This is a genomic window from Bradyrhizobium sacchari (assembly GCF_002068095.1).
Classification (GTDB): Bacteria; Pseudomonadota; Alphaproteobacteria; order Rhizobiales; family Xanthobacteraceae; genus Bradyrhizobium; species Bradyrhizobium sacchari.
In genome coordinates, this window is record NZ_LWIG01000014.1 from 147,870 (window position 1) to 166,635 (window position 18,766).

The 18,766-nt window shown below is 65.1% G+C and carries 19 protein-coding genes; 2 read left to right on the top strand and 17 right to left on the bottom strand.

Annotated features, from left to right (window positions below; genetic code table 11):
* Nucleotides 1-2 precede the first annotated feature (2 nt).
* The 5 genes from A5906_RS19500 to A5906_RS19520 form a co-directional block, all read right to left on the bottom strand.
* Nucleotides 3-344, bottom strand: a complete 342-nt coding sequence (locus A5906_RS19500) for an integration host factor subunit alpha (protein WP_026311906.1) — start codon at nucleotides 342-344, stop codon at nucleotides 3-5.
* Between the two features lie 134 nt (nucleotides 345-478).
* Nucleotides 479-1,459 (bottom strand): beta-ketoacyl-ACP synthase III, encoded by a 981-nt coding sequence (locus A5906_RS19505; RefSeq protein ID WP_080136988.1) that lies wholly within the window; start codon nucleotides 1,457-1,459, stop codon nucleotides 479-481.
* On the bottom strand, nucleotides 1,456-2,517 hold the full coding sequence (gene plsX, locus A5906_RS19510) for a phosphate acyltransferase PlsX (protein ID WP_080136989.1): 1,062 nt from the start codon (nucleotides 2,515-2,517) through the stop codon (nucleotides 1,456-1,458). Before plsX ends, A5906_RS19505 begins: the two co-directional genes overlap by 4 nt.
* A gap of 296 nt (nucleotides 2,518-2,813) precedes the next feature.
* The gene (locus A5906_RS19515) at nucleotides 2,814-3,383 is read right to left on the bottom strand and encodes a YceD family protein (protein WP_080136990.1); all 570 of its coding nucleotides are present in this window, start codon (nucleotides 3,381-3,383) and stop codon (nucleotides 2,814-2,816) included.
* Entirely contained in the window at nucleotides 3,380-3,931 is a 552-nt protein-coding gene (locus A5906_RS19520) for a ubiquinol-cytochrome C chaperone family protein (RefSeq protein ID WP_080136991.1), read from the bottom strand. Before A5906_RS19520 ends, A5906_RS19515 begins: the two co-directional genes overlap by 4 nt.
* A gap of 98 nt (nucleotides 3,932-4,029) precedes the next feature.
* On the opposite strand from A5906_RS19520, the gene A5906_RS19525 reads away from it, so the two are divergent.
* A complete protein-coding gene (locus A5906_RS19525) occupies nucleotides 4,030-4,515 on the top strand; it encodes an outer membrane protein assembly factor BamE (RefSeq protein WP_080136992.1) in 486 nt (161 codons plus the stop codon).
* 96 nt (nucleotides 4,516-4,611) lie between these two features.
* Entirely contained in the window at nucleotides 4,612-5,625 is a 1,014-nt protein-coding gene (locus A5906_RS19530) for a Bug family tripartite tricarboxylate transporter substrate binding protein (RefSeq protein WP_080136993.1), read from the top strand.
* A gap of 35 nt (nucleotides 5,626-5,660) precedes the next feature.
* Here the strand turns inward: A5906_RS19530 and A5906_RS19535 are convergent, their stop codons facing one another.
* From A5906_RS19535 to glyA, 12 genes are all read right to left on the bottom strand, one after another.
* On the bottom strand, nucleotides 5,661-5,933 hold the full coding sequence (locus tag A5906_RS19535; protein ID WP_080136994.1) for an acyl carrier protein: 273 nt from the start codon (nucleotides 5,931-5,933) through the stop codon (nucleotides 5,661-5,663).
* A complete protein-coding gene (locus A5906_RS19540) occupies nucleotides 5,930-7,408 on the bottom strand; it encodes a hypothetical protein (protein WP_080136995.1) in 1,479 nt (492 codons plus the stop codon). The genes A5906_RS19535 and A5906_RS19540 overlap by 4 nt, the downstream gene beginning before the upstream one ends.
* Before the next feature lie 35 nt (nucleotides 7,409-7,443).
* Nucleotides 7,444-8,994 carry an amino acid adenylation domain-containing protein gene (locus tag A5906_RS19545; RefSeq protein ID WP_080136996.1) on the bottom strand — a complete coding sequence of 517 codons (1,551 nt, stop codon included), beginning with the start codon at nucleotides 8,992-8,994 and terminating at the stop codon, nucleotides 7,444-7,446.
* Nucleotides 8,991-10,205 (bottom strand): class I SAM-dependent methyltransferase, encoded by a 1,215-nt coding sequence (locus A5906_RS19550; RefSeq protein ID WP_245326798.1) that lies wholly within the window; start codon nucleotides 10,203-10,205, stop codon nucleotides 8,991-8,993. Before A5906_RS19550 ends, A5906_RS19545 begins: the two co-directional genes overlap by 4 nt.
* Before the next feature lie 335 nt (nucleotides 10,206-10,540).
* Entirely contained in the window at nucleotides 10,541-12,661 is a 2,121-nt protein-coding gene (locus A5906_RS19555; protein WP_080136997.1) for a sodium-translocating pyrophosphatase, read from the bottom strand.
* Nucleotides 12,662-12,893: 232 nt separating this feature from the next.
* Nucleotides 12,894-13,895, bottom strand: coding sequence for a thiamine-phosphate kinase (thiL, locus tag A5906_RS19560; RefSeq protein WP_080136998.1), 1,002 nt, complete (start codon nucleotides 13,893-13,895; stop codon nucleotides 12,894-12,896).
* 181 nt (nucleotides 13,896-14,076) lie between these two features.
* Entirely contained in the window at nucleotides 14,077-14,574 is a 498-nt protein-coding gene (gene nusB, locus A5906_RS19565) for a transcription antitermination factor NusB (RefSeq protein WP_080136999.1), read from the bottom strand.
* A 4-nt stretch (nucleotides 14,575-14,578) separates the two neighbouring features.
* The gene (ribH, locus tag A5906_RS19570) at nucleotides 14,579-15,070 is read right to left on the bottom strand and encodes a 6,7-dimethyl-8-ribityllumazine synthase (RefSeq protein WP_080137000.1); all 492 of its coding nucleotides are present in this window, start codon (nucleotides 15,068-15,070) and stop codon (nucleotides 14,579-14,581) included.
* A 180-nt stretch (nucleotides 15,071-15,250) separates the two neighbouring features.
* Nucleotides 15,251-15,859 (bottom strand): riboflavin synthase, encoded by a 609-nt coding sequence (locus tag A5906_RS19575; protein ID WP_080137001.1) that lies wholly within the window; start codon nucleotides 15,857-15,859, stop codon nucleotides 15,251-15,253.
* A 1-nt stretch (nucleotide 15,860) separates the two neighbouring features.
* Nucleotides 15,861-17,009 carry a bifunctional diaminohydroxyphosphoribosylaminopyrimidine deaminase/5-amino-6-(5-phosphoribosylamino)uracil reductase RibD gene (gene ribD / locus A5906_RS19580; RefSeq protein WP_080137002.1) on the bottom strand — a complete coding sequence of 383 codons (1,149 nt, stop codon included), beginning with the start codon at nucleotides 17,007-17,009 and terminating at the stop codon, nucleotides 15,861-15,863.
* Nucleotides 17,006-17,488 (bottom strand): transcriptional regulator NrdR, encoded by a 483-nt coding sequence (gene nrdR, locus A5906_RS19585; RefSeq protein WP_011087793.1) that lies wholly within the window; start codon nucleotides 17,486-17,488, stop codon nucleotides 17,006-17,008. Before nrdR ends, ribD begins: the two co-directional genes overlap by 4 nt.
* A 15-nt stretch (nucleotides 17,489-17,503) precedes the next feature.
* The coding region (glyA, locus tag A5906_RS19590; protein ID WP_080137003.1) for a serine hydroxymethyltransferase at nucleotides 17,504-18,766 on the bottom strand (1,263 nt) is incomplete at its 5' end.

An 18,766-nucleotide genomic window follows, 5' to 3' on the forward strand; every position in this document is an offset into this window, starting at 1 on the left:
GGTTACGCCTCGGGTTGAACCTTGCTGCCGTCGCCGTTGGTGCGGTGCTGGGCGTTGATGCGCTGCTTCAGGATCGCCGACGGCTTGAACACCATGACGCGGCGCGGCGAGATCGGCACCTCAGTGCCGGTCTTCGGATTGCGGCCGATACGCTGGCCCTTCTTGCGCACCATGAAGGAACCGAAAGAGGACAGCTTCACCGTCTCGCCCTTCTCCAGGCAGTCGGTGATCTCCTTCAGCACGAGTTCCACGAACGCAGACGACTCCGTCCGCGACAGGCCCACCTTCTGGTAGACGGCTTCGCAGAGATCGACACGCGTTACGGTTTTACTTTGATCGGTCATCGCCCTGCCCCACATCACGGCGAACAATTGTTGTCTGAAATTATGAGGTTACGATACGGCGGTCAACAGCGCTCATCAATGCAGACGCATCGATAATCGCGGCTGATTCCGGCAAAATTTTATCGACTGTGGCGCTACCAGCGCACCAGCGCCGAGCCCCAAGTGAAGCCGCCGCCCATCGCTTCCAGGAGGACCAGGTCGCCCTTCTTGATGCGGCCGTCCTTGCGCGCCACCGCCAGCGCCAGCGGGATCGAGGCGGCCGAGGTATTGCCATGACGGTCCACCGTCAGCACCACCTTCTCCGGCGCGATATGCAGCTTGTGGGCGGACGCGTCGATGATTCGCTTGTTGGCCTGGTGCGGCACGAACCAGTTGATGCTGTCGGCGTCGAGGCCGGTCGCCTGGAAGGCATCGACGATCACGTCGGTGATCATGCCGACCGCATGCTTGAAGACCTCGCGGCCCTCCATGCGCAGATGGCCGACGGTCTGGGTCGAGGACGGTCCGCCGTCGACGAACAGCTTTGCCTTGTGGCGACCGTCGGAGCGCAAGTGAGTGGTGACGATGCCGCGATCGGTCGCGGCATTGCCCGGCTGCTCCTGCGCCTCCAGCACCACCGCGCCGGCGCCGTCGCCGAACAGCACGCAGGTGCCGCGGTCGTTCCAGTCGAGGATGCGCGAGAAGGTCTCGGCGCCAATCACCAACGCGCGCTTGTAGGCGCCGGTGCGGAGGAAATTGTCGGCGGTCGCGAGCGCGAACACGAAGCCGGAGCACACCGCCTGCAGGTCGAAGGCCGCGCCATGATTGATGCCGAGGCCGTGCTGCACGGCGACGGCCGTTGCCGGGAAGGTGTTGTCGGGCGTCGAGGTCGCCAGCACGATCAGTTCGATCGACTGCGCGTCCACGCCGGCATCGGTGAGCGCCGCCTGCGCCGCCTGGATGGCGAGGTGCGAGGTGAACTCGCCCTCGGCCGCGATGTGGCGCTCGCGAATGCCGGTGCGCTGGACGATCCACTCGTCGGAGGTGTCGATACGCGCCGCCAATTGGGCGTTGGTCACCACCTGCTCCGGCAGATAGGAGCCGCAGCCGAGCACGACCGAACGAATCTTCGTCACGAAACAGCCTCCTGCGCGGCCTGCACGGAACTGAGTGCACCACCTTCGCGGTTGAGCATCTGATTGATCTTGTTCAGGAGATCGAATTTGACCATCTCATAGCCAACATCGATCGCATAGGCAAAGCCTTCGGCGTTGGTTCCACCGTGGCTCTTGACCACGACCCCGTTCAGCCCCAGCAGCACACCGCCGTTGGATTTGTTGGGGTCCATCTTGTCGCGCAGGACCTGGAAGGCGCTGCGGGCGAAGAGATAGCCAAGCTTGGACAGCCAGCTCCGCTGCATCTCGTTGCGGAGCAGTTCCGCCATCTGCCGCGCGGTTCCCTCGGCGGCTTTGAGCGCGATATTGCCGCTGAAGCCCTCGGTGACGATCACGTCGGCCAGCCCCTTACCGATGCCGTCGCCCTCGACGAAGCCGATATAGTCGAGCTCCGGCAGGTTCCGCGCGCGCAGGATCTCGCTGGCCTCGCGGATCTCCTCGTGCCCCTTGATTTCCTCGGCACCGATGTTGAGGAGGCCGACGGTGGGCCGCTTCTTGTTGAAGAGCACGCTCGCCTTCGCCGCGCCCATGACGGCCAGCGACACCAGGTGATGCGCATCGCCGCCGAGAGTGGCGCCGAGGTCGAGCACGACGGACTCGCCGCGCTTGGTCGGCCAGATCGCGGAGATCGCCGGGCGGTCGATGCCCGGCAGCGTGCGCAGATGGAATCGCGACATCGCCATCAGCGCGCCGGTATTGCCGGCGGAGACCGCGACATCCGCCTCGCCCTTCTTCACCGCGTCGATGGCAAGCCACATCGACGAGGTCTTGCGGCCGCGCCGCAGCGCCTGGCTCGGCTTGTCGTGCATGCTGACCGCCACGTCGGTGTGGATGATCTTCGCGGCGGCCTTGAGCTGCGGGTGGCGCTCGAGCTCGGGCTCGATCTTGGCCCGGTCTCCGACCAGCAGGAACTCGGTGTCGCGATGCCTGCCAAGCGAGATGGCGGCGCCTGGAATGACCACGGCGGCGCCGTCGTCGCCCCCCATGGCGTCAAGCGCGATGCGAACCTTGCTGGGCATGAAAGTCCTGGAAACCTGGTCTGGTGCGGTCTTGAACGAGCGGGGCCGCAAAATGGGTTCGCCATGGACATGGCGACCGGCCAAGCGCCACGCCGCACCCGGACCGGGGCGCGACAATAGCGTTTTGTTGTCCCGAAACAACCTCTTGCCCCCAGCCTTTTGCTTTCAGGGCGATCCGCTAGCGGACCGGCCAATTCGCTGGAAACAAATAAAAATCAAGCAGATAATTCAGACTCTCAAACCACCGCCGCAAACGCCTGCTGCGCCATGGCAGCGGTCTTACGGGGAATCGGCCTCTATTGGTCCTTTTTGTTGTCCTGAAGCGCCTTCAGCGCCGCGAACGGGTGGTCCTCCGGGTCGGGCGCGGTGACCTCCGCCTCGAACACCGCCCCCTCCTTGCGGGGATAGGGGTCGATCGCCAGGAACAGGGCGTCGGTGGCGAGTCGGCCGAGATCGATGACGCCATTGATAATGGCCTCCGGCGGGTCGGCGACCTCCGGCGGCGCCTCCTCGTCCTGTCCCTCCTCGATCAGGTCGGCGAGACGCCGCGCCTCGGCCTCGGGGGCGAACGTCAGGTCCACCTCCTCATCGATCTCGCTCTCGATCGGATCGAGCGTGACCACGCAGGTCTGGCCGACCCGGGCCCGGACGTGTCCCGTGACCTGAACCCGCCCGCCGCTCTTCGGCACAACGTCGAAGCTGGCGTGAGCGGACAGAATCTCCCGAAGGCCTGCGAGCTCAGCCATGGCTTGCCGCTCGGCCGCCGATGCCTCGAGCTCACGATGCAGGCCGGTGTCGGGGATCTGCACCACGAGAACGGGCGCCCGCCAAGGATCGGGCGAGGATGTGGTGTTGGGTCGGTTCATCGCGTGACGCCCTCCCTGAACGCCGGGGGAAACTTAAACGACGCAGCAAGCAGTGCGGCCTCGCCGGTCCGGCCGAGATCAGCCTCGGTGGCCCTGGCATAGGCCGCGAGGTGCCGAGCCTGGTCCATGCCGGTGCCATTCAAGATATTCTTGCAGATCGCCGCCGCCAGCGCCTCCCCGACGTCCTCCATGGCCTGGTCGTAGGCCTGGACCCGGCCGTAAAAGGCCTCGCCGAAGGCGCGCATCCGCTTCGGCACGGCCTGGTCGCCGACCCCCATCTCGCGCAGATTGTCGTCCATATCCTCGCAGAATCGATCGAACAGCGCCTGGGACAGCTCCGTGGCGCCCTGGACGGTGCGCAGGCGGCGCAGCAGCAGCCAGAGGTGCAGCAGCAACAGGTCGAAACGCCCGTTAACCGTGTCCGGTACGCCCAAGTCGCGGTAAAATATGGGTTCTCGCGCCTGCGTCACGATCATGCCATAGATGGCTTCAATGGTGCCCGGCGGGGTTCGCCGGGGTTTCCTGAAGTGATTGAACGGCCAAAGCATTGTGGTTTCCGCAAGCGGACGCGCGCGTGTTGCATTCAGAGCCTCCGCCCGGTACTTCAGCGCCTCGCGCGACGCAAGGGGACGGAATCAGTTCCGCTATGACGATAACGAATCAGACCGGCCGGCGCGCATATCCGCGGCGCGGCTTTCATGCACGCTGGCGCGGTTTGCGCCTGGCGGCCGCTGCGGCCTTGGTCGGCGTGGCGCTCGCAGGCTGCACCGGCGAGCAATTCCAGAAGGGCTACATCCTGCCGCCCGGCGCGCTGGAGCAGATTCCGATCGGCGCGAGCCAGGACCAGGTGCTGATCGTGATGGGCACGCCCTCCACGGTCGCGACCCTCGATGGCGAAGTGTTCTACTACATCTCGCAGCGCTCGGAGCGCATGGTCGCCTTCATGAACCAGAAGGTGGTCGATCAGCGCGTGATCGCGATCTATTTCGACAAGAACCGGCGCGTGCGCCGGCTGGCGAATTACGGCCTCCAGGACGGCAAGATCTTCGACTTCATCAGCCGCACCACGCCGACATCGGGCCAGGAGATGAGCTACCTCGCGCCGCTGTTCAAGCTGCTCAGCTTTAACTGAGCCTTCAGCCTGCGGCGTCGTGCCGCCGGTTGCGACTTGCCGATGCGCAACGGGTTCCATACGCTCCCTGCAAAACAAGAAGCAGGGAGCGGATTCGTGGCTAAGAAACGTCAAAAGGCTTTGTTGTCCCGCCGTCGCGTGCTTGCCGGCGCCGCCGGCCTTTCGGCCGCAGCGATCCTGCCGCGATCGAGCCTTGCGGACTGGAAGCCTACCGAGAACGTTCGCATCGTCGTACCGGCTGCAGCCGGCGGCTCGACCGACGTCATGGGCCGCCTGCTGGCCGCCCATCTGCAAACCGCCTGGGGCCAGTCGGCTGTTGTTGAGAATCGCTCCGGCGGCGGCGGCACCATCGGCACCGCCGAGGTGGTCCGCGCCAAGCCTGATGGTCACACCATCCTGATCGGCAACCCCGGGCCGAACGCGATCGCCTACAGCATCTTCAAGAACCTGACCTACAAGCCGGATCAGCTCCAGCCGGTCTCCAACATGATCCGGATCCCGAACATCGTCTCGGCACATCCCAAGACCGGCATCAAATCGATCGCCGAGCTGATCGCGTATCTCAAGGCCAATCCGGACAAGCTCAGCTACGCCTCCTCCGGCGTCGGCCAGAGCCCTCACCTCACCGGCGCCTGGTTCTTGCAGTTGACCGGGCTGAAGATGACCCACATCCCGTTCCGCGGCGCAGGGCCTGCGCTGCAGGCCGCTCTCGCCGGCGACATCCAGATCCTGTTCGACAATCTCTATCCGAGCCTGCCGCAGGTGCAGAACGGCACCCTCACCGGCCTTTGCGTCACCACGCCCGAGCGCAGCGACCTCGCGCGCAACCTTCCGACCATGCGCGAGAGCGCGCCGGAACTGGCCAATTTCGACGTCTCATCTTGGTTCTCGGTCTTCCTGCCGAAGGGCGTCCCTGCCGGGGTCCTCGAGGCGCTCAATCTCCAGGTGAAGGCGATGCTGGAGCGCGACGACATCAAGAAGAACATCGCCGCCATGGGCGCCCGCGCCGATTACGGCACACCACAACAGTTCGCCGACTTCGTGGACGCTGAGACGAAGAAGTTCGCCGGCATCATCCAGAAGGAAGGGCTGCAGATGGACGTGCAGTAAAGCGCGATGACGCTTCGTCCTGATCTCATCGCGCGTTAGGCCGTCCCGGCCGATGGCTGTCCGGCCAGGGCGACGATGGCCGAAATCGAGTCGAGGCGCGTCAGGTCGAAACCGATGTCGGCGAAATTGATTCCATAGTCGGTCTCGATGCTCATCACGAGCTCGACGGCGTCGAGTGAATCGAGGCGTCCGCTGGTGAACAGCAGATCGTCGTCATGAAGCGGCGCGCCGTCGCCCTTCATGAGCAGCCGCTGCTCGACGTAGCGTCGCATCTGCGACCTGATTTCAGGACGGGGTGTCGCGGTCATGTCGTTACTCCCAGGAGATAGGACAGGAATTCGGCGCGCTGCCAGAGTGTGTGCTCGCGATCCAGCGGCGCGTCGAAGACGTGGATGAGACAGAAGAAGGTCGAAACCCACAGGCACGGTAGCAAGCGGCGGCGCAGCCAGCCCCGCGACGCCGGCTTTGGTGCGCGACGCATCTGCGAGAGCCCGACGCTGGTTGCCAGGACGAACGTATAGAACGCATGCGATTGTTCACCGACCACAGCCCGCCAAAGGCCCATTTCGCCGACGAAATGAATGTCGCGAATGAAATGGAACAGCAGATTGCCGACGCACGCCGCCATAAAGGTGGCGAAGAACATGCGAAGCCGGCGATGGCCGCGGAAGCAGCGAATGAAGGTCGGGTAGAAGAAGTGATCGACCAGCAGTTCCTTGTAGTAGAAGTAGTAGCGATTCCAGAATTCGGCGAGTGTCGTCGCCTCCAGGGGGCGCCAGGTGTTGCGCAGCAGGCGAAAGCCGGCGAGCCGCGCCGTTGCGATGATGACGCCCCCGAACACCGTCATGCCCAGCAGGTCTTCCACAAAGAAGCTGACGAGGCTGGCCCACCCGACGAGGCGCGGCAAGGGATGGCCTGCGAGATATTGCAGCAGATTGTCGTCGAACAGCGGAAGCTGCAGATAACCGTGGACGAGTTCGCCGAGACAAATCTTGGCGATCGCCAGCACCAGGGTCCAAGCTGCCAGCTTGACGCCCTTGAGCTGCGTGACCGCGAGCTCATCCGGGGTCTTGGCCTCGAAGCGCTCGAGATAAGCCAGCCCCTTCCCGAACGGCGTCAAAGACGATCCCCAGAAGGGATGGAAGACGCTGAGACGCTGCCACACCGGAGACCGGGACTTGACCGCATCGGCCAGACCGTAAGCGAGGAACCAGAGGTAGGGCTGCGACGTCATCAGGAACGACCAAAGCAGGACGCGCGGCATCCCGGCCGTCACGGTTGCTTGCGTCAGCGCGACAAGCGCCAGGAATACCAGCAACAGGCTGAGCGTCGGGCGACGAATTGCAGTGCGCGCTGAACTCTGCAGAGCCAGCACACCCGCGAACAACGCAAGCACCACCACCAGCATGACCGCCTCCAGCAGCGGCTGATGGATCCGGTCCGCGACGCCTTCGGCGATGGCCACCCGCTCGAGAAAGGAGCGATCGATCAGGAAGCCGCTCCGGTAAAGCAGCAGCACGGTCGCCAGCAGGATCAGCGCGCGCCGGTAGCGCGCGACATAGGCGCACGCCACGGCGAGAGCCGCCGCCGAGAAATCGACACCGATCCGCCAGAACAGCACGGTGAGCAACACGACGGTGCACCAGAGCAGCAAGCGGCCGCTTGTGCTCTGAACGCCCGCCACGAGGTTCGGATCGCGGTCGATCTGGGGGATCAACCGCCACGACGGCTTCACGAGCGCGCCCGTGGCCGTGTAGCCGTAGGACTGGCTTTCGATGCTCATCGGAAGACGCGCGCGAGCGCTGCGGGCCGTCGCATCTACGAGGCCCTCGCGACCGCTTCACCAAGCAAGGACGCCACCGAGCGCCGGTCGGCCTTGCCATTGGCGTTGACGGGAATGTCCTCCAGCCAGATGAACCGGCTCGGCACCATGTAGGCGGGAAGGCGCGCGGCGCAGTGCTGGCGCAAATCGCTGTCCGCCGTTCTTGCACCCGAATAGGCTGCGAGGAGCCGACTTGCTCCGGTGGCGTCGTGAAGCACCACAGCGAGGGCTCGGGTGATCCCCTTGCAGGCCACCAGCGCGTGGTCGATCTCCTCCAGCTCGACCCGATATCCCCGAAGCTTGACCTGATTGTCGGCGCGGCCGCGGAAACGGAGCACGCCCGTTCCAGCTTCGGCCTCCACGAGGTCGCCGGTCCGATAGAGGATCGACCGATAGCCGTCGATCAACGGGTCCTGACAGAAGCGGCGAGCGGTCTCTTGCGGATTGTTGATGTAGCCGAGCCCCACGCCCGGACCGCCGAGCCACAACTCACCGGCAGTGCCGGTGGCGACCGGCTTCATGTCCTCGTCCAGAATCCGGTAGCTGAAATTGGGGTTGAGCTGCCCCAGCGGAGCCAACCCGTCGGCAGTGTCGAAAACGGACTCGACGATCTCGAACCCGCTGCAGATGCAACTCGTCTCGGTCGGTCCGTAGCAATTGATCAGCTTCGCCTTGCCGGCAAAGGCATCGTGGAACCGACGCAGCCGGGCCAGCGGAAATCCCTCGCCACCGAACATGAACCGGCTGACGCTCGGCAACCACTGGGGACCCAGCAGATGCATGGAGTCGAGGAACATGAAGAGAGTCGGCACGGCGAAGAAGAACGTGCACTGATGCCTCGTGATCTCGGATACCAGCTCCGCAGGCGGCCTCCCCTTCAGCGCGTCCAGCGCGACAATGGCCGCTCCGTTCAGCAATCCTGCATAGATGTCGAAGACCGAATTGTCGAAATAGATCGGGTTGACGTTCGTCAGCCGGTCTTGCGGTCCAATTCCAAGATCGCTTTTCGCCCACGCAACGAGGTGAAGCACCCCTTGATGGGGAATGACCACGCCCTTCGGCTCGCCCGTCGATCCGGACGTAAACATGACATAGGCGGGATCGGCCCCGGTGATCCCTGACGTCAGCGGCAGATTGTCGTCGCCGAGTTTCGAAACGACATGATGCAAGGCCGCTCTGGTGCCTGCATCGCCGATCACCGTGCGCGGGCCGGATCCTTCGCGCACGCTGACGATCAGCGCGGGCCGGCACCGCTCCAGCATCAACCGTGCACGTTCCGCCGGGGCCGCGGGATCGAGGAATGCGTAAGGCGCCCCTAACTTGATGCAGGCCATCGCGAGGGCATAAGCCTCTGCAATCTTCGGCAGTTCGAGGCACACTACGGCGCCCTTGCTCACGCCCTGCGACGTCAGCCATCGCGCCAACCGATTTGCCGACTTGTTCAGCTCTGCAAACGTGAAGTGGTCGCCCTCGCAGATCAGGGCGACCGCGTCCGGCGAAGACGCCACGACCTCTTCGAAGCGCAGTCCGAGATTATGGGCGGTCATACCGACGCCCCCGCCGCTTCATGGCTGTCAGGATCAGCCGGCGCGAGCGCCAATGCCGGCACGATCTCGGCAAAATCCCGCCTGTTGAGCGCGATTACGGCCGCGGGCAATTGCGCATCCGGAAGCTCGGCCCGTAGCGCGTTCCCGAGCGCCATGCCGAGATGCTGAAGGAACGCGGCGGCCATCGGATCGGTTGCCAGCGGCCGGTCCTCATTCACCAAGTGCTTCATGTCCGGCACGAGGCTGGTTTCGCCGGCGCAAGCTGCAACCGCCTGGTGATCGACACGCAGCACCACGTCGTAGCGATAACGGGTCAGTTCATAGCTTGATCCCTGCTTGAGCAGGATTTCCGCCGCCCCTATCTGGGGGATGGCGTCCGAGATGCCCTGAAAATAGTTGGGGTCGATGACCAGTTCGCGCTCCTGCGCGATCGAAAGGAAAATCTTTCGCTCGAGCGACGCACCCGTTGCTCCCGGTGCTGCCTTCGCGGCTTGAACCTCGCGATGGAAGGCCGGCAGCAGTTCGAGGTTGCGAACGTCGCCGACAAAAATGTGACCTCGAGGAGCAACCAGGTTGACGGCTCGTTCCAAGACCGTGTGCAGATATTCAATGCCCGGAAAATATTGCACGACCGAATTGAGCACCACCGCGTCGAACGAATGCGGCGACAGACTTCCCAGATCCGTGGCTTCCCGCTCGAGAAATTCAACATGCCGAAGCTCTGGCCTCGACTGCGCAAACGCGCGCAACCGGTGAACGGCGACCGGCGAAAGGTCGGTCCCGCAATACACATCACACCCGGGCGCGAGCTGCTCGACGAGCAGCCCGACTCCACATCCGATTTCCAGTACCCGCCGTGCACCGAGGGCACGAATGCGCTGGACTGTGCGATCCAGCCAATCGACCATTTCGGGCTCGGGAATGGGCTTATTGGTGAAGTTGCTGGTCCAGCCTACGAACGAGGGCGCAAGACTATCAGCATCGTGGCGATAGGCTTGATCGAAAGCACGGCGCCATTGCGCAACTCTCCGATCCGCCTCCGCCTGCAGGTGGCTCGATTTGCCGGCGCTCAGACGATCGGGATCGATCGCGACGAACGCGATCTCGAACTGGCGGCCATCGTGGCTCCGCTCGAAGCTGATGACGGCATCGGCCACGTCCGGGTGCGCCATCAGCGCACGCGCAATCTCGTTCATCGGCAGCGCAGGCAACGGAAACCTCCTTTTGCAGCCGGCAGGCAACTGAACACACCGAGAGCGCGTCTCGCACCGCACGATGTGAGAGGATTCACATGTCTGCAGCGGGAACTTGCTGAATGCCGCCGATAGCCTCTCGCATTTCTAGAGGGCGGCCGGTTAAGCAACCTTAAATGTGATGCACGCCTGGGATGCGCGAACATCCCGATTTCCGTTCCTGAATGAGGTGATTTTCACTTAATCCACGGCGGTTCGGCCCGGGATGACGCGCCGGACGGCGCCTACCTGCACGCAAAGCAAGACCCCCGCGCCGTAGGCCGCGGGGGTCTTCATTTCCAGTGATGGCTGCCTCAGTGCGCCAGGATCGCCAGCAGCAGCAAGGCCACGATGTTGGTGATCTTGATCATCGGGTTCACCGCGGGACCGGCCGTGTCCTTGTAGGGATCGCCGACCGTGTCGCCGGTGACGGCGGACTTGTGGGCGTCACTGCCCTTGCCGCCGAAATGGCCGTCCTCGATGTACTTCTTGGCGTTGTCCCAGGCGCCGCCGCCCGAGGTCATCGAGATCGCGACGAACAGGCCGGTCACGATCACGCCGAGCAGCATCGCGCCGACCGCCGAGAATGCCGCCGATTTGCCGGCCGCGCCGCCGCCCGCAATCGCGTAGATCACGAAGTAGACGACGATCGGCGACAGCACCGGCAGCAGCGAGGGAATGATCATCTCCTTGATCGCCGCCTTGGTCAGCAGGTCGACCGCCTTGCCGTAGTCCGGCTTGTCGGTGCCCTGCATGATGCCCGGCTTCTCGCGGAACTGACGCCGCACCTCCTCGACGATCGCGCCGGCCGCACGGCCGACCGCAGTCATGCCCATCGCGCCGAACAGATACGGCAGCAAGCCGCCGAACAGCAGGCCGACCACGACGTAAGGATTGTTCAGCGAGAAGTCCGGATTGACGCCGGCGAAGTAGGTGTGGTGCGCGCTGTCCGCAACGAAGAACTTGAGGTCCTGGTTGTAGGCTGCAAACAGCACGAGAGCACCGAGACCGGCGGAGCCGATCGCGTAGCCCTTGGTCACCGCCTTGGTGGTGTTGCCGACCGCGTCGAGCGCGTCGGTCGACTTGCGCACCTCCTTGGGCAGGCCTGCCATCTCGGCGATGCCGCCGGCATTGTCGGTGACAGGGCCGAAGGCGTCGAGCGCGACGACCATGCCGGCCAGCGCCAGCATGGTCGCGGTCGCGATCGCGATGCCGAACAGGCCCGCGAGGCTGTAGGTGACCAGGATGCCGGCGATGATGACGATCGCAGGCAGCGCGGTCGCCTCCATCGAGACGGCAAGGCCCTGGATCACGTTGGTGCCGTGACCGGTTACCGAGGCCTGGGCGATCGACTTCACCGGACGATAGTCGGTTCCGGTGTAGTATTCGGTGATCCAGATGATCGCAGCGGTGACGACGAGGCCGACCACGCCGCATTCGAACAGCGCCATGCCGGTATAGTCGACGCCGTCGAGCTTACCGAAACCGATCAGGCTGTAGATCACCCCCGCAATGCCGATCAGCGACAGGATGCCGGTTGCGATCAGGCCCTTGTAGAGCGCGCCCATGATCGACTGGCTCGGTCCGAGCTTGACGAAGAAGGTGCCGATGATCGAGGTGATGATGCAGATGCCGCCGATGGCGAGCGGCAGCGTCATCATGTTGGCGAGGATCGGCGTCTTGGCGAAGAAGATCGCCGCCAGCACCATGGTGGCGACCGCGGTCACCGCGTAGGTCTCGAACAGGTCGGCGGCCATGCCGGCGCAGTCGCCGACATTGTCGCCGACGTTGTCGGCGATCGTGGCCGGGTTGCGCGGATCGTCCTCGGGAATGCCGGCCTCGACCTTGCCGACGAGGTCACCGCCGACGTCCGCACCCTTGGTGAAGATGCCGCCGCCGAGACGGGCGAAGATCGAGATCAGCGAGGCGCCGAAGCCGAGCGCCACCATGGCGTCGACCACGGTACGGCTGTCAGGCGCGAGCTTCAGCGAGTGGACCAGGAAGCCGAAATAGAGGGTCACACCCAGCAGCGCGAGACCGGCCACCAGAAGTCCGGTGATGGCCCCCGCCTTGAAGGCGAGCTCGAGGCCACCGGCCAGGGACGTCGTCGCGGCCTGGGCGGTGCGCACATTGGCGCGGACCGAGACGTTCATGCCGATGAAGCCGGCCGCCCCCGACAGGATGGCGCCGATGGCAAAACCGATCGCGACATAGAGACCGAGGAAATAGGCAAGCAGCACGAAGATGACGATGCCGACGATACCGATCGTGGTGTACTGGCGCCGGAGATAGGCCTGTGCGCCTTCGCGCACCGCTCCTGCAATTTCCTGCATGCGCGGCGACCCCGCATCCGCGCCCAACACCGAAGACGTCGCCCAAATCGCGTAGACGACGGAAAGCACTCCGCAGAGCACTATCAACCATAATGCTGTCATGTGATTTTTGCCTCAGATCCTTGATGTACCCCCGGCGCCTTTTGTTGTCCGTCGTGCGGTGCAGCGCCTTGATTTTGAACAAAGCCGCCCCTTTCCCGAAGGGACGGCTCCAGTCAGCCACAAGCTTGCCAAAATCAAATTGAGGGTGCAACGCCGGATAGAGCCGAAAAGACCGATCTCGGCAGGTATTTAGACGAACCTTGAGAGCCTGCCCGTCGGTTTGGAGCAATTCCTAGAAGTGACTATAGGATAGGCGTTTCAAGGCCAGTTCCTGGCCCTGCCCATCCAGGAAGCGCGGGCGCTCCGGGCCCGCGATGATCGTGCCTATGACCGAGACGGCAACGCCGACGGCTCGCCCCGCAGCAATCAGCCCATCGCTTTGCGCCGGCGGCACCGTGCACAGCACCTCGTAATCATCCCCCCCGGCCAGCAACGTCTCGACGCCAACGACGTTACGGGCAATCAGCCCCGCCGCCGCAGCCGAGAGCGGCACGCTCGCCACCTCGACCGCCGCCGAGACGCCGGAGGCGGCGCAGAGCTTCGCGAGGTCGCCGGCGAGGCCGTCGGAGACGTCCATCGCGGCCGACGCATGTTCGCGCACGGCCTGCGCCAGCGCGTTGCGCGGCTGCGGCATGCGATAGCGCGACACCAGCAAATCCCGCGCAGCGGAATCAGACATGAGGGCCCCGGCCACCGCGCCGCCGGTGAGCACGTCAAGGCCGAGCGCGGCATCGCCGATCGTGCCGGTCACCAGGATACGATCGCCGGCCCTGGCGCCGGTGCGGCCGACCATCCGTCCCTTCGGCACGCGGCCGAAGGCGGTGATCGAGATCATCTGCGGTCCCGGCGTCGACACCGTGTCGCCGCCGAGCAGCGGACAGCCGAAGCTCTTCGCGTCCTCGCCCAGCGCGTCCGCAAACGGCCGGAGCCAGGAGTCTTCCTTGCTGCGCAGCGCCAGCGTCAGCACGAAGCCGGCAGGCACTGCACCCTTGGCGGCGAGATCAGACAGATTCACCCGCAGCGCCTTGCGCGCGATGGTGTCAGGGGGATCGGCGGCAAGATAATGCACGCCCTCGACCACGGCATCGGTGGTGACGACGATGTCGTCGCCGGATGAGGCCAGGATCGCGGCGTCGTCGACCAGCCCGAGCGCACCGGGATCGGTCGCCAGCGGCTTGAAATAACGCGCGATGAGGGAGTCTTCGGCGGAGGTTTGGTATTTGTCCTGCGTCACGATACCAGCTCCGTCATCCTGAGGTGCGAGCCCTTGCGAGCCTCGAAGGATGGACGGCCGAGGTGCGACCTCAGCGGCACGCCGCCGCCCTTCAAGGCCTCCGCTTCGCTCCGGCACCTCCAGCGACAATGGCTTCGCCATTGCGCAGGGGTGACGGCTACGGCGGAAGTCGTTGTCTCAATTACCCGCGCCCGAACTCATCGCCGCGAAACTGGCGGCCGATCTGGTCGAGCACGGCATTGACCATGCCGGTCTCCTCGCGATCGACGAAGGCATTGGCGACGTCGACATATTCGGAGACGACGACACGGCCCGGCACGTCCTTGCGATGCTGGAGCTCATAGGCCCCGGCCCGCAGCACCGCGCGCAGGATCGCCTCGATCCGCTTCAGGGGCCAGCCTTTCGACAGCGCCTCGTCGATCAGGGGATCGAGCTTCTTCTGGTCGCGGACGACACCGGAGACGACGTCGCGGAAGAAGGCGGCTTCCGCCGGCAGATACGTGTCGCCCTCGACCTCGTTGCCGAGCCAGTGGCTCTCGAACTCGGCGAATATGTCGTTGATGCCGGCGCCTGCGATGTCCATCTGGTACAGCGCCTGCACGGCCGCGAGGCGGGCCGCACCGCGCCGGTTCGCCTTCTTCTCGTTGAGCCCCGCCGGCTTCTTGGTGTTGTCAGCCATGGCTTCAGGCCCGCGCCAGGCGGCGTTTGATGCGCAGCATCGCAAGCGCCGCGCGCGCGGCATCGCCGCCCTTGTCGAGTTCGCTGGCGCGGGCCCGCGCCCAGGCCTGCGCTTCGGTGTTGACGGTGAGAATGCCGTTGCCGAGCGGCAGCTTCCGCGCCACCGCGAGGTCCATCAGCGCGCGGGCGGATTCCTGCGAGACGATCTCGAAATGGATGGTGTCGCCGCGGATCACGCAGCCAAGCGCGATGACCGCGTCATAGGGCCTGCCGTTCGCCGCCGCGGCATCGACCGCGATGGCCACCGCGGCCGGGATCTCCAGCGCGCCGGGAACCGTGATGACGTCATGGGTCAGACCGGCCGCCTTCAGCTCGGCCACCGCGCCGTCGAGCAGCGCGTCCTGGAGGTCGTCATAGAACCGCGCCTCGACAATCAGCGCGCGTGCGCCGGAAATGTCGGTCTGGTCCTTCAGGGGTGCGCGCCGCGCGTCTGCCATCGTTCAATCCGTTTCGAAAGGGGTCGGCGCTATGTAGTCGCCGCCAGAGGCTAAGCCAAGTTTTAAACTGTCATTCCGGGGCGATGCGAAGCAACGAACCCGGAATCTCGAGATTCTCAGGTGCGCAATTGCGCACCGTAGTTCGGCTCTTCGAGCCGCCCCGGAATGACGGCTTCGCCGTCACTTCATTTCCGTCAGCCGCGCCGCGTAGCGGGCCATCAGGTCGACCTCGATATTGACCTCGGCCCCCGCCTTCCAGCCGCCGATCGTCGTGACCGTCAGTGTGTGCGGGATGATCAGCACCGAAAAGGTCACGTCTGCAACCGTATTGATCGTCAGCGAGACGCCGTCGAGCGTGATCGAGCCCTTGGTGGCGATGAAGCGCGCCAGCTCGCGCGTCGTCGAGAGTACGAACCGGGCCATGTCGGGCAGGTCCTCGCGGCTGACGATCGTGGCGATACCGTCGGCATGGCCGGCGACGATATGGCCGCCGAGCTCATCGCCGATCTTCAGCGCGCGCTCGAGATTGAGCCTCGTTCCCACCTTCCAGTGCTTTGCCGTCGTCAGCGCCAGCGTCTCGGCGGCGGCGTCGACGTCGAACCACGTTTTGCCGTCGGCAACGCCCGAGGCCACCACCGTCAGGCAGACGCCATTGCAGGCGATCGAGGCGCCGTCGGCAATGGTGGTCTGATCGTAGCGGCAGGCAATGCGCAGCCGGTGCAGCTGCCCCTGCGCCGTTGGCGTGAAGCTGACGATCTCGCCGATATCGGTGACAATGCCGGTGAACATGTTAGGCGCGCTCGTAGATGGTGAGAGTATCGTGACCGAATGTCTCGCTAGCATGAACCTTGTAGGCCTGCGACTGCGTGATTTTCGACAGGGGCAATGCATCGAGCGCATCGACGCCGCCTTCGCCGACCGCTTCCGTCCCGCGGAACAGCCAGATCTCGTCGACGAGGTCGGCCGCGACGAATGAGGCCGCAACGCGGCTGCCGCCCTCGACCATCAGCCGCGAGATGCCCTTCTCCGCCAGCGCATGCAGCACGGCTGGAAGATCGAGCCCGGATGCACTGCCTGGAGGCATGCGCATGATTTGCGCACCGGCAGCGCCAAGGCGGGTCGCGGCCGCAGCTTCTGCGAGTTCAGAACCGATCACCCAGAGCGGCGTCTCGCGCGCGGAGCGCACAAGCTGGCTCGAGGCCGGAATGCGCAGGCTCCGGTCGAGCAACACCCGCACCGGCGAGCGCGCCGCCATGCCGGGGAGCCGGCAGTTGAGCTGCGGATCGTCTGCCAGCACCGTGCCGATGCCGACCAGGATGGCGTCGCTCTGCGCGCGAAGAAGATGCACGCGATCGCGAACGGCCTCGCCGGTGATCGCGACCGGCTTGCGGCCGGCGGCGCCGATCTTGCCATCGGGAGAAACGGCGAGCTTCAGGATCACATGCGGACGCCCGTCCCGGATGCGGCGGAAATGCCCGGCGTGGTCGAACGCGGCCTCTGCCGCACACAGACCGACATCCACCGCGATGCCGGCGGCACGCAAGCGCGCATGGCCCTGGCCCGCCACATCCGGATTGGGATCTTCGATCGCCGCCACCACGCGCTTGATACCCGCGGCAATGATCGCGTCGGCGCAAGGCGGCGACTTCCCAAAATGCGAGCACGGCTCGAGGGTGACGTAGAGCGTGGCGCCCCGCGCCGCTTCGCCCGCGCGCCGCAGCGCCTCGGGCTCGCCATGCGGCCGTCCACCGGGCTGCGTCCAGCCGCGGCCGACGATGACGCCGTCCTTGACGATCACGGCGCCCACGGCCGGATTGGGCCAGGTCCGCCCCTGCCCGCGCCTACCCAGCGAGAGAGCAAGCTCCATGAAGCGGCGGTCGGCCTCTTTGGCGTCGCGGGCCTTCTGCGCGAACTGATCCTCCAATATGCGGAAGATCATTTGCGGATCGCGGCGAGCCGCGCTTCCTCCTCACCGGAGAGCTCGCCGAGCACGTCGGCGAAATCCTTGGCTTCGCGGAAATTGCGGTACACCGAGGCGAAGCGCACATAGGCGACGTCGTCGAGCGTGCGCAGATGCTCCATCACGGTCTCACCGATCACCTCCGAGGAGATCTCGGCCTCGCCCCCGGTCTCGAGCTCCCGCACGATGGTGGAGACCATCTTCTCCACCCGCTCCGGCTCGACCTGCCGCTTGCGTAAGCTGATCTGCACCGAGCGCATCAGCTTGTCACGGTCGAACGGCACGCGGCGGCCATTGCGCTTGATCACCGTGAGCTCGCGCAGCTGCACGCGCTCGAAGGTGGTGAAGCGGAAATTGCAGGCGACGCACACGCGCCGCCTGCGGATCACGGACGAGTCCTCTGTCGGACGCGAGTCCTTTACCTGCGTATCGAGACTGTTGCAGTTCGGACACCGCATCCGCTTGGCCTGACCTTACTGATAGATCGGGAACCGGTCGGTGAGCGCCTTGACCCGTTCCTTGATCGCGGCTTCCACCAGCGGCGCCTTGCCGTCGTCGGACTGTGCGATCGCGTTGAGCACCTCGGCGATCATACCGCCGACCTGCTGGAATTCGGCAACGCCGAAGCCGCGGGTGGTCGCGGCGGGGGTGCCGAGCCGCAGGCCCGACGTGACGAAGGGCTTCTCGGGGTCGAACGGAATGCCGTTCTTGTTGCAGGTGATGGCGGCGCGGACCAGCGCCTTCTCCGATACGTTGCCCTTCAGGCCCTTCGGCCTGAGATCGACCAGCATCAGATGGTTGTCGGTGCCGCCGGAGACGATATCGAACCCGTGGCTCTTCATCGCCTCGGCCAGCGCCTTGGCGTTCTCGACGACGTTCTTGGCATAGACCTTGAAGTCCGGACGCAGTGCCTCGCCAAAGGCGACCGCCTTCGCCGCGATGACGTGCATCAGCGGGCCGCCCTGCAGACCCGGGAAGATCGCGGAGTTGAGCTTCTTGGCGAGCGTCTCGTCATTGCTGAGGATCAGGCCGCCGCGGGGGCCGCGCAGCGACTTGTGCGTCGTGGTGGTGGTGACATGCGCATACGGCACCGGCGACGCGTGCACGCCACCGGCGACAAGACCGGCGAAGTGGGCCATGTCGACCAGCAGGTAGGCGCCGACGCTGTCGGCGATCTCGCGGAAGCGCTTGAAATCCCAGGCGCGCGAATAGGCCGAGCCGCCGGCGACGATCAGCTTCGGCTTGACCTCCTCGGCCTGCTTCTGGACCGCGTCCATGTCGATGATCTGGTCCTCGCGGCGCACGGTGTAATGCGCTGCCTTGAACCATTTGCCGCTCATGTTGACGGGCGAGCCGTGGGTGAGATGGCCGCCGGCTGCGAGGTCGAGGCCCATGAAGGTGTCGCCGGGCTGGAGCAGCGCCAAAAACACCGCCTGGTTCATCTGGCTGCCGGAGTTCGGCTGCACGTTGGCGAAGTTCGCGCCGAACAGCTTCTTGGCACGATCGATCGCGAGGTTCTCGGCGACGTCGACCCACTCACAACCGCCGTAGTACCGCGCGCCCGGATAACCCTCCGCGTACTTGTTGGTCATCACCGAACCCTGCGCTTCCAGCACGGCTCGACTGACGATGTTTTCGGAGGCGATCAACTCGACCTCGTGGCGCTGCCGGCCGAGCTCCCCCTTGATGGCGGCGGCGATTTCCGGGTCGGCCTGCTCGAGCGAGGCGGTGAAAAA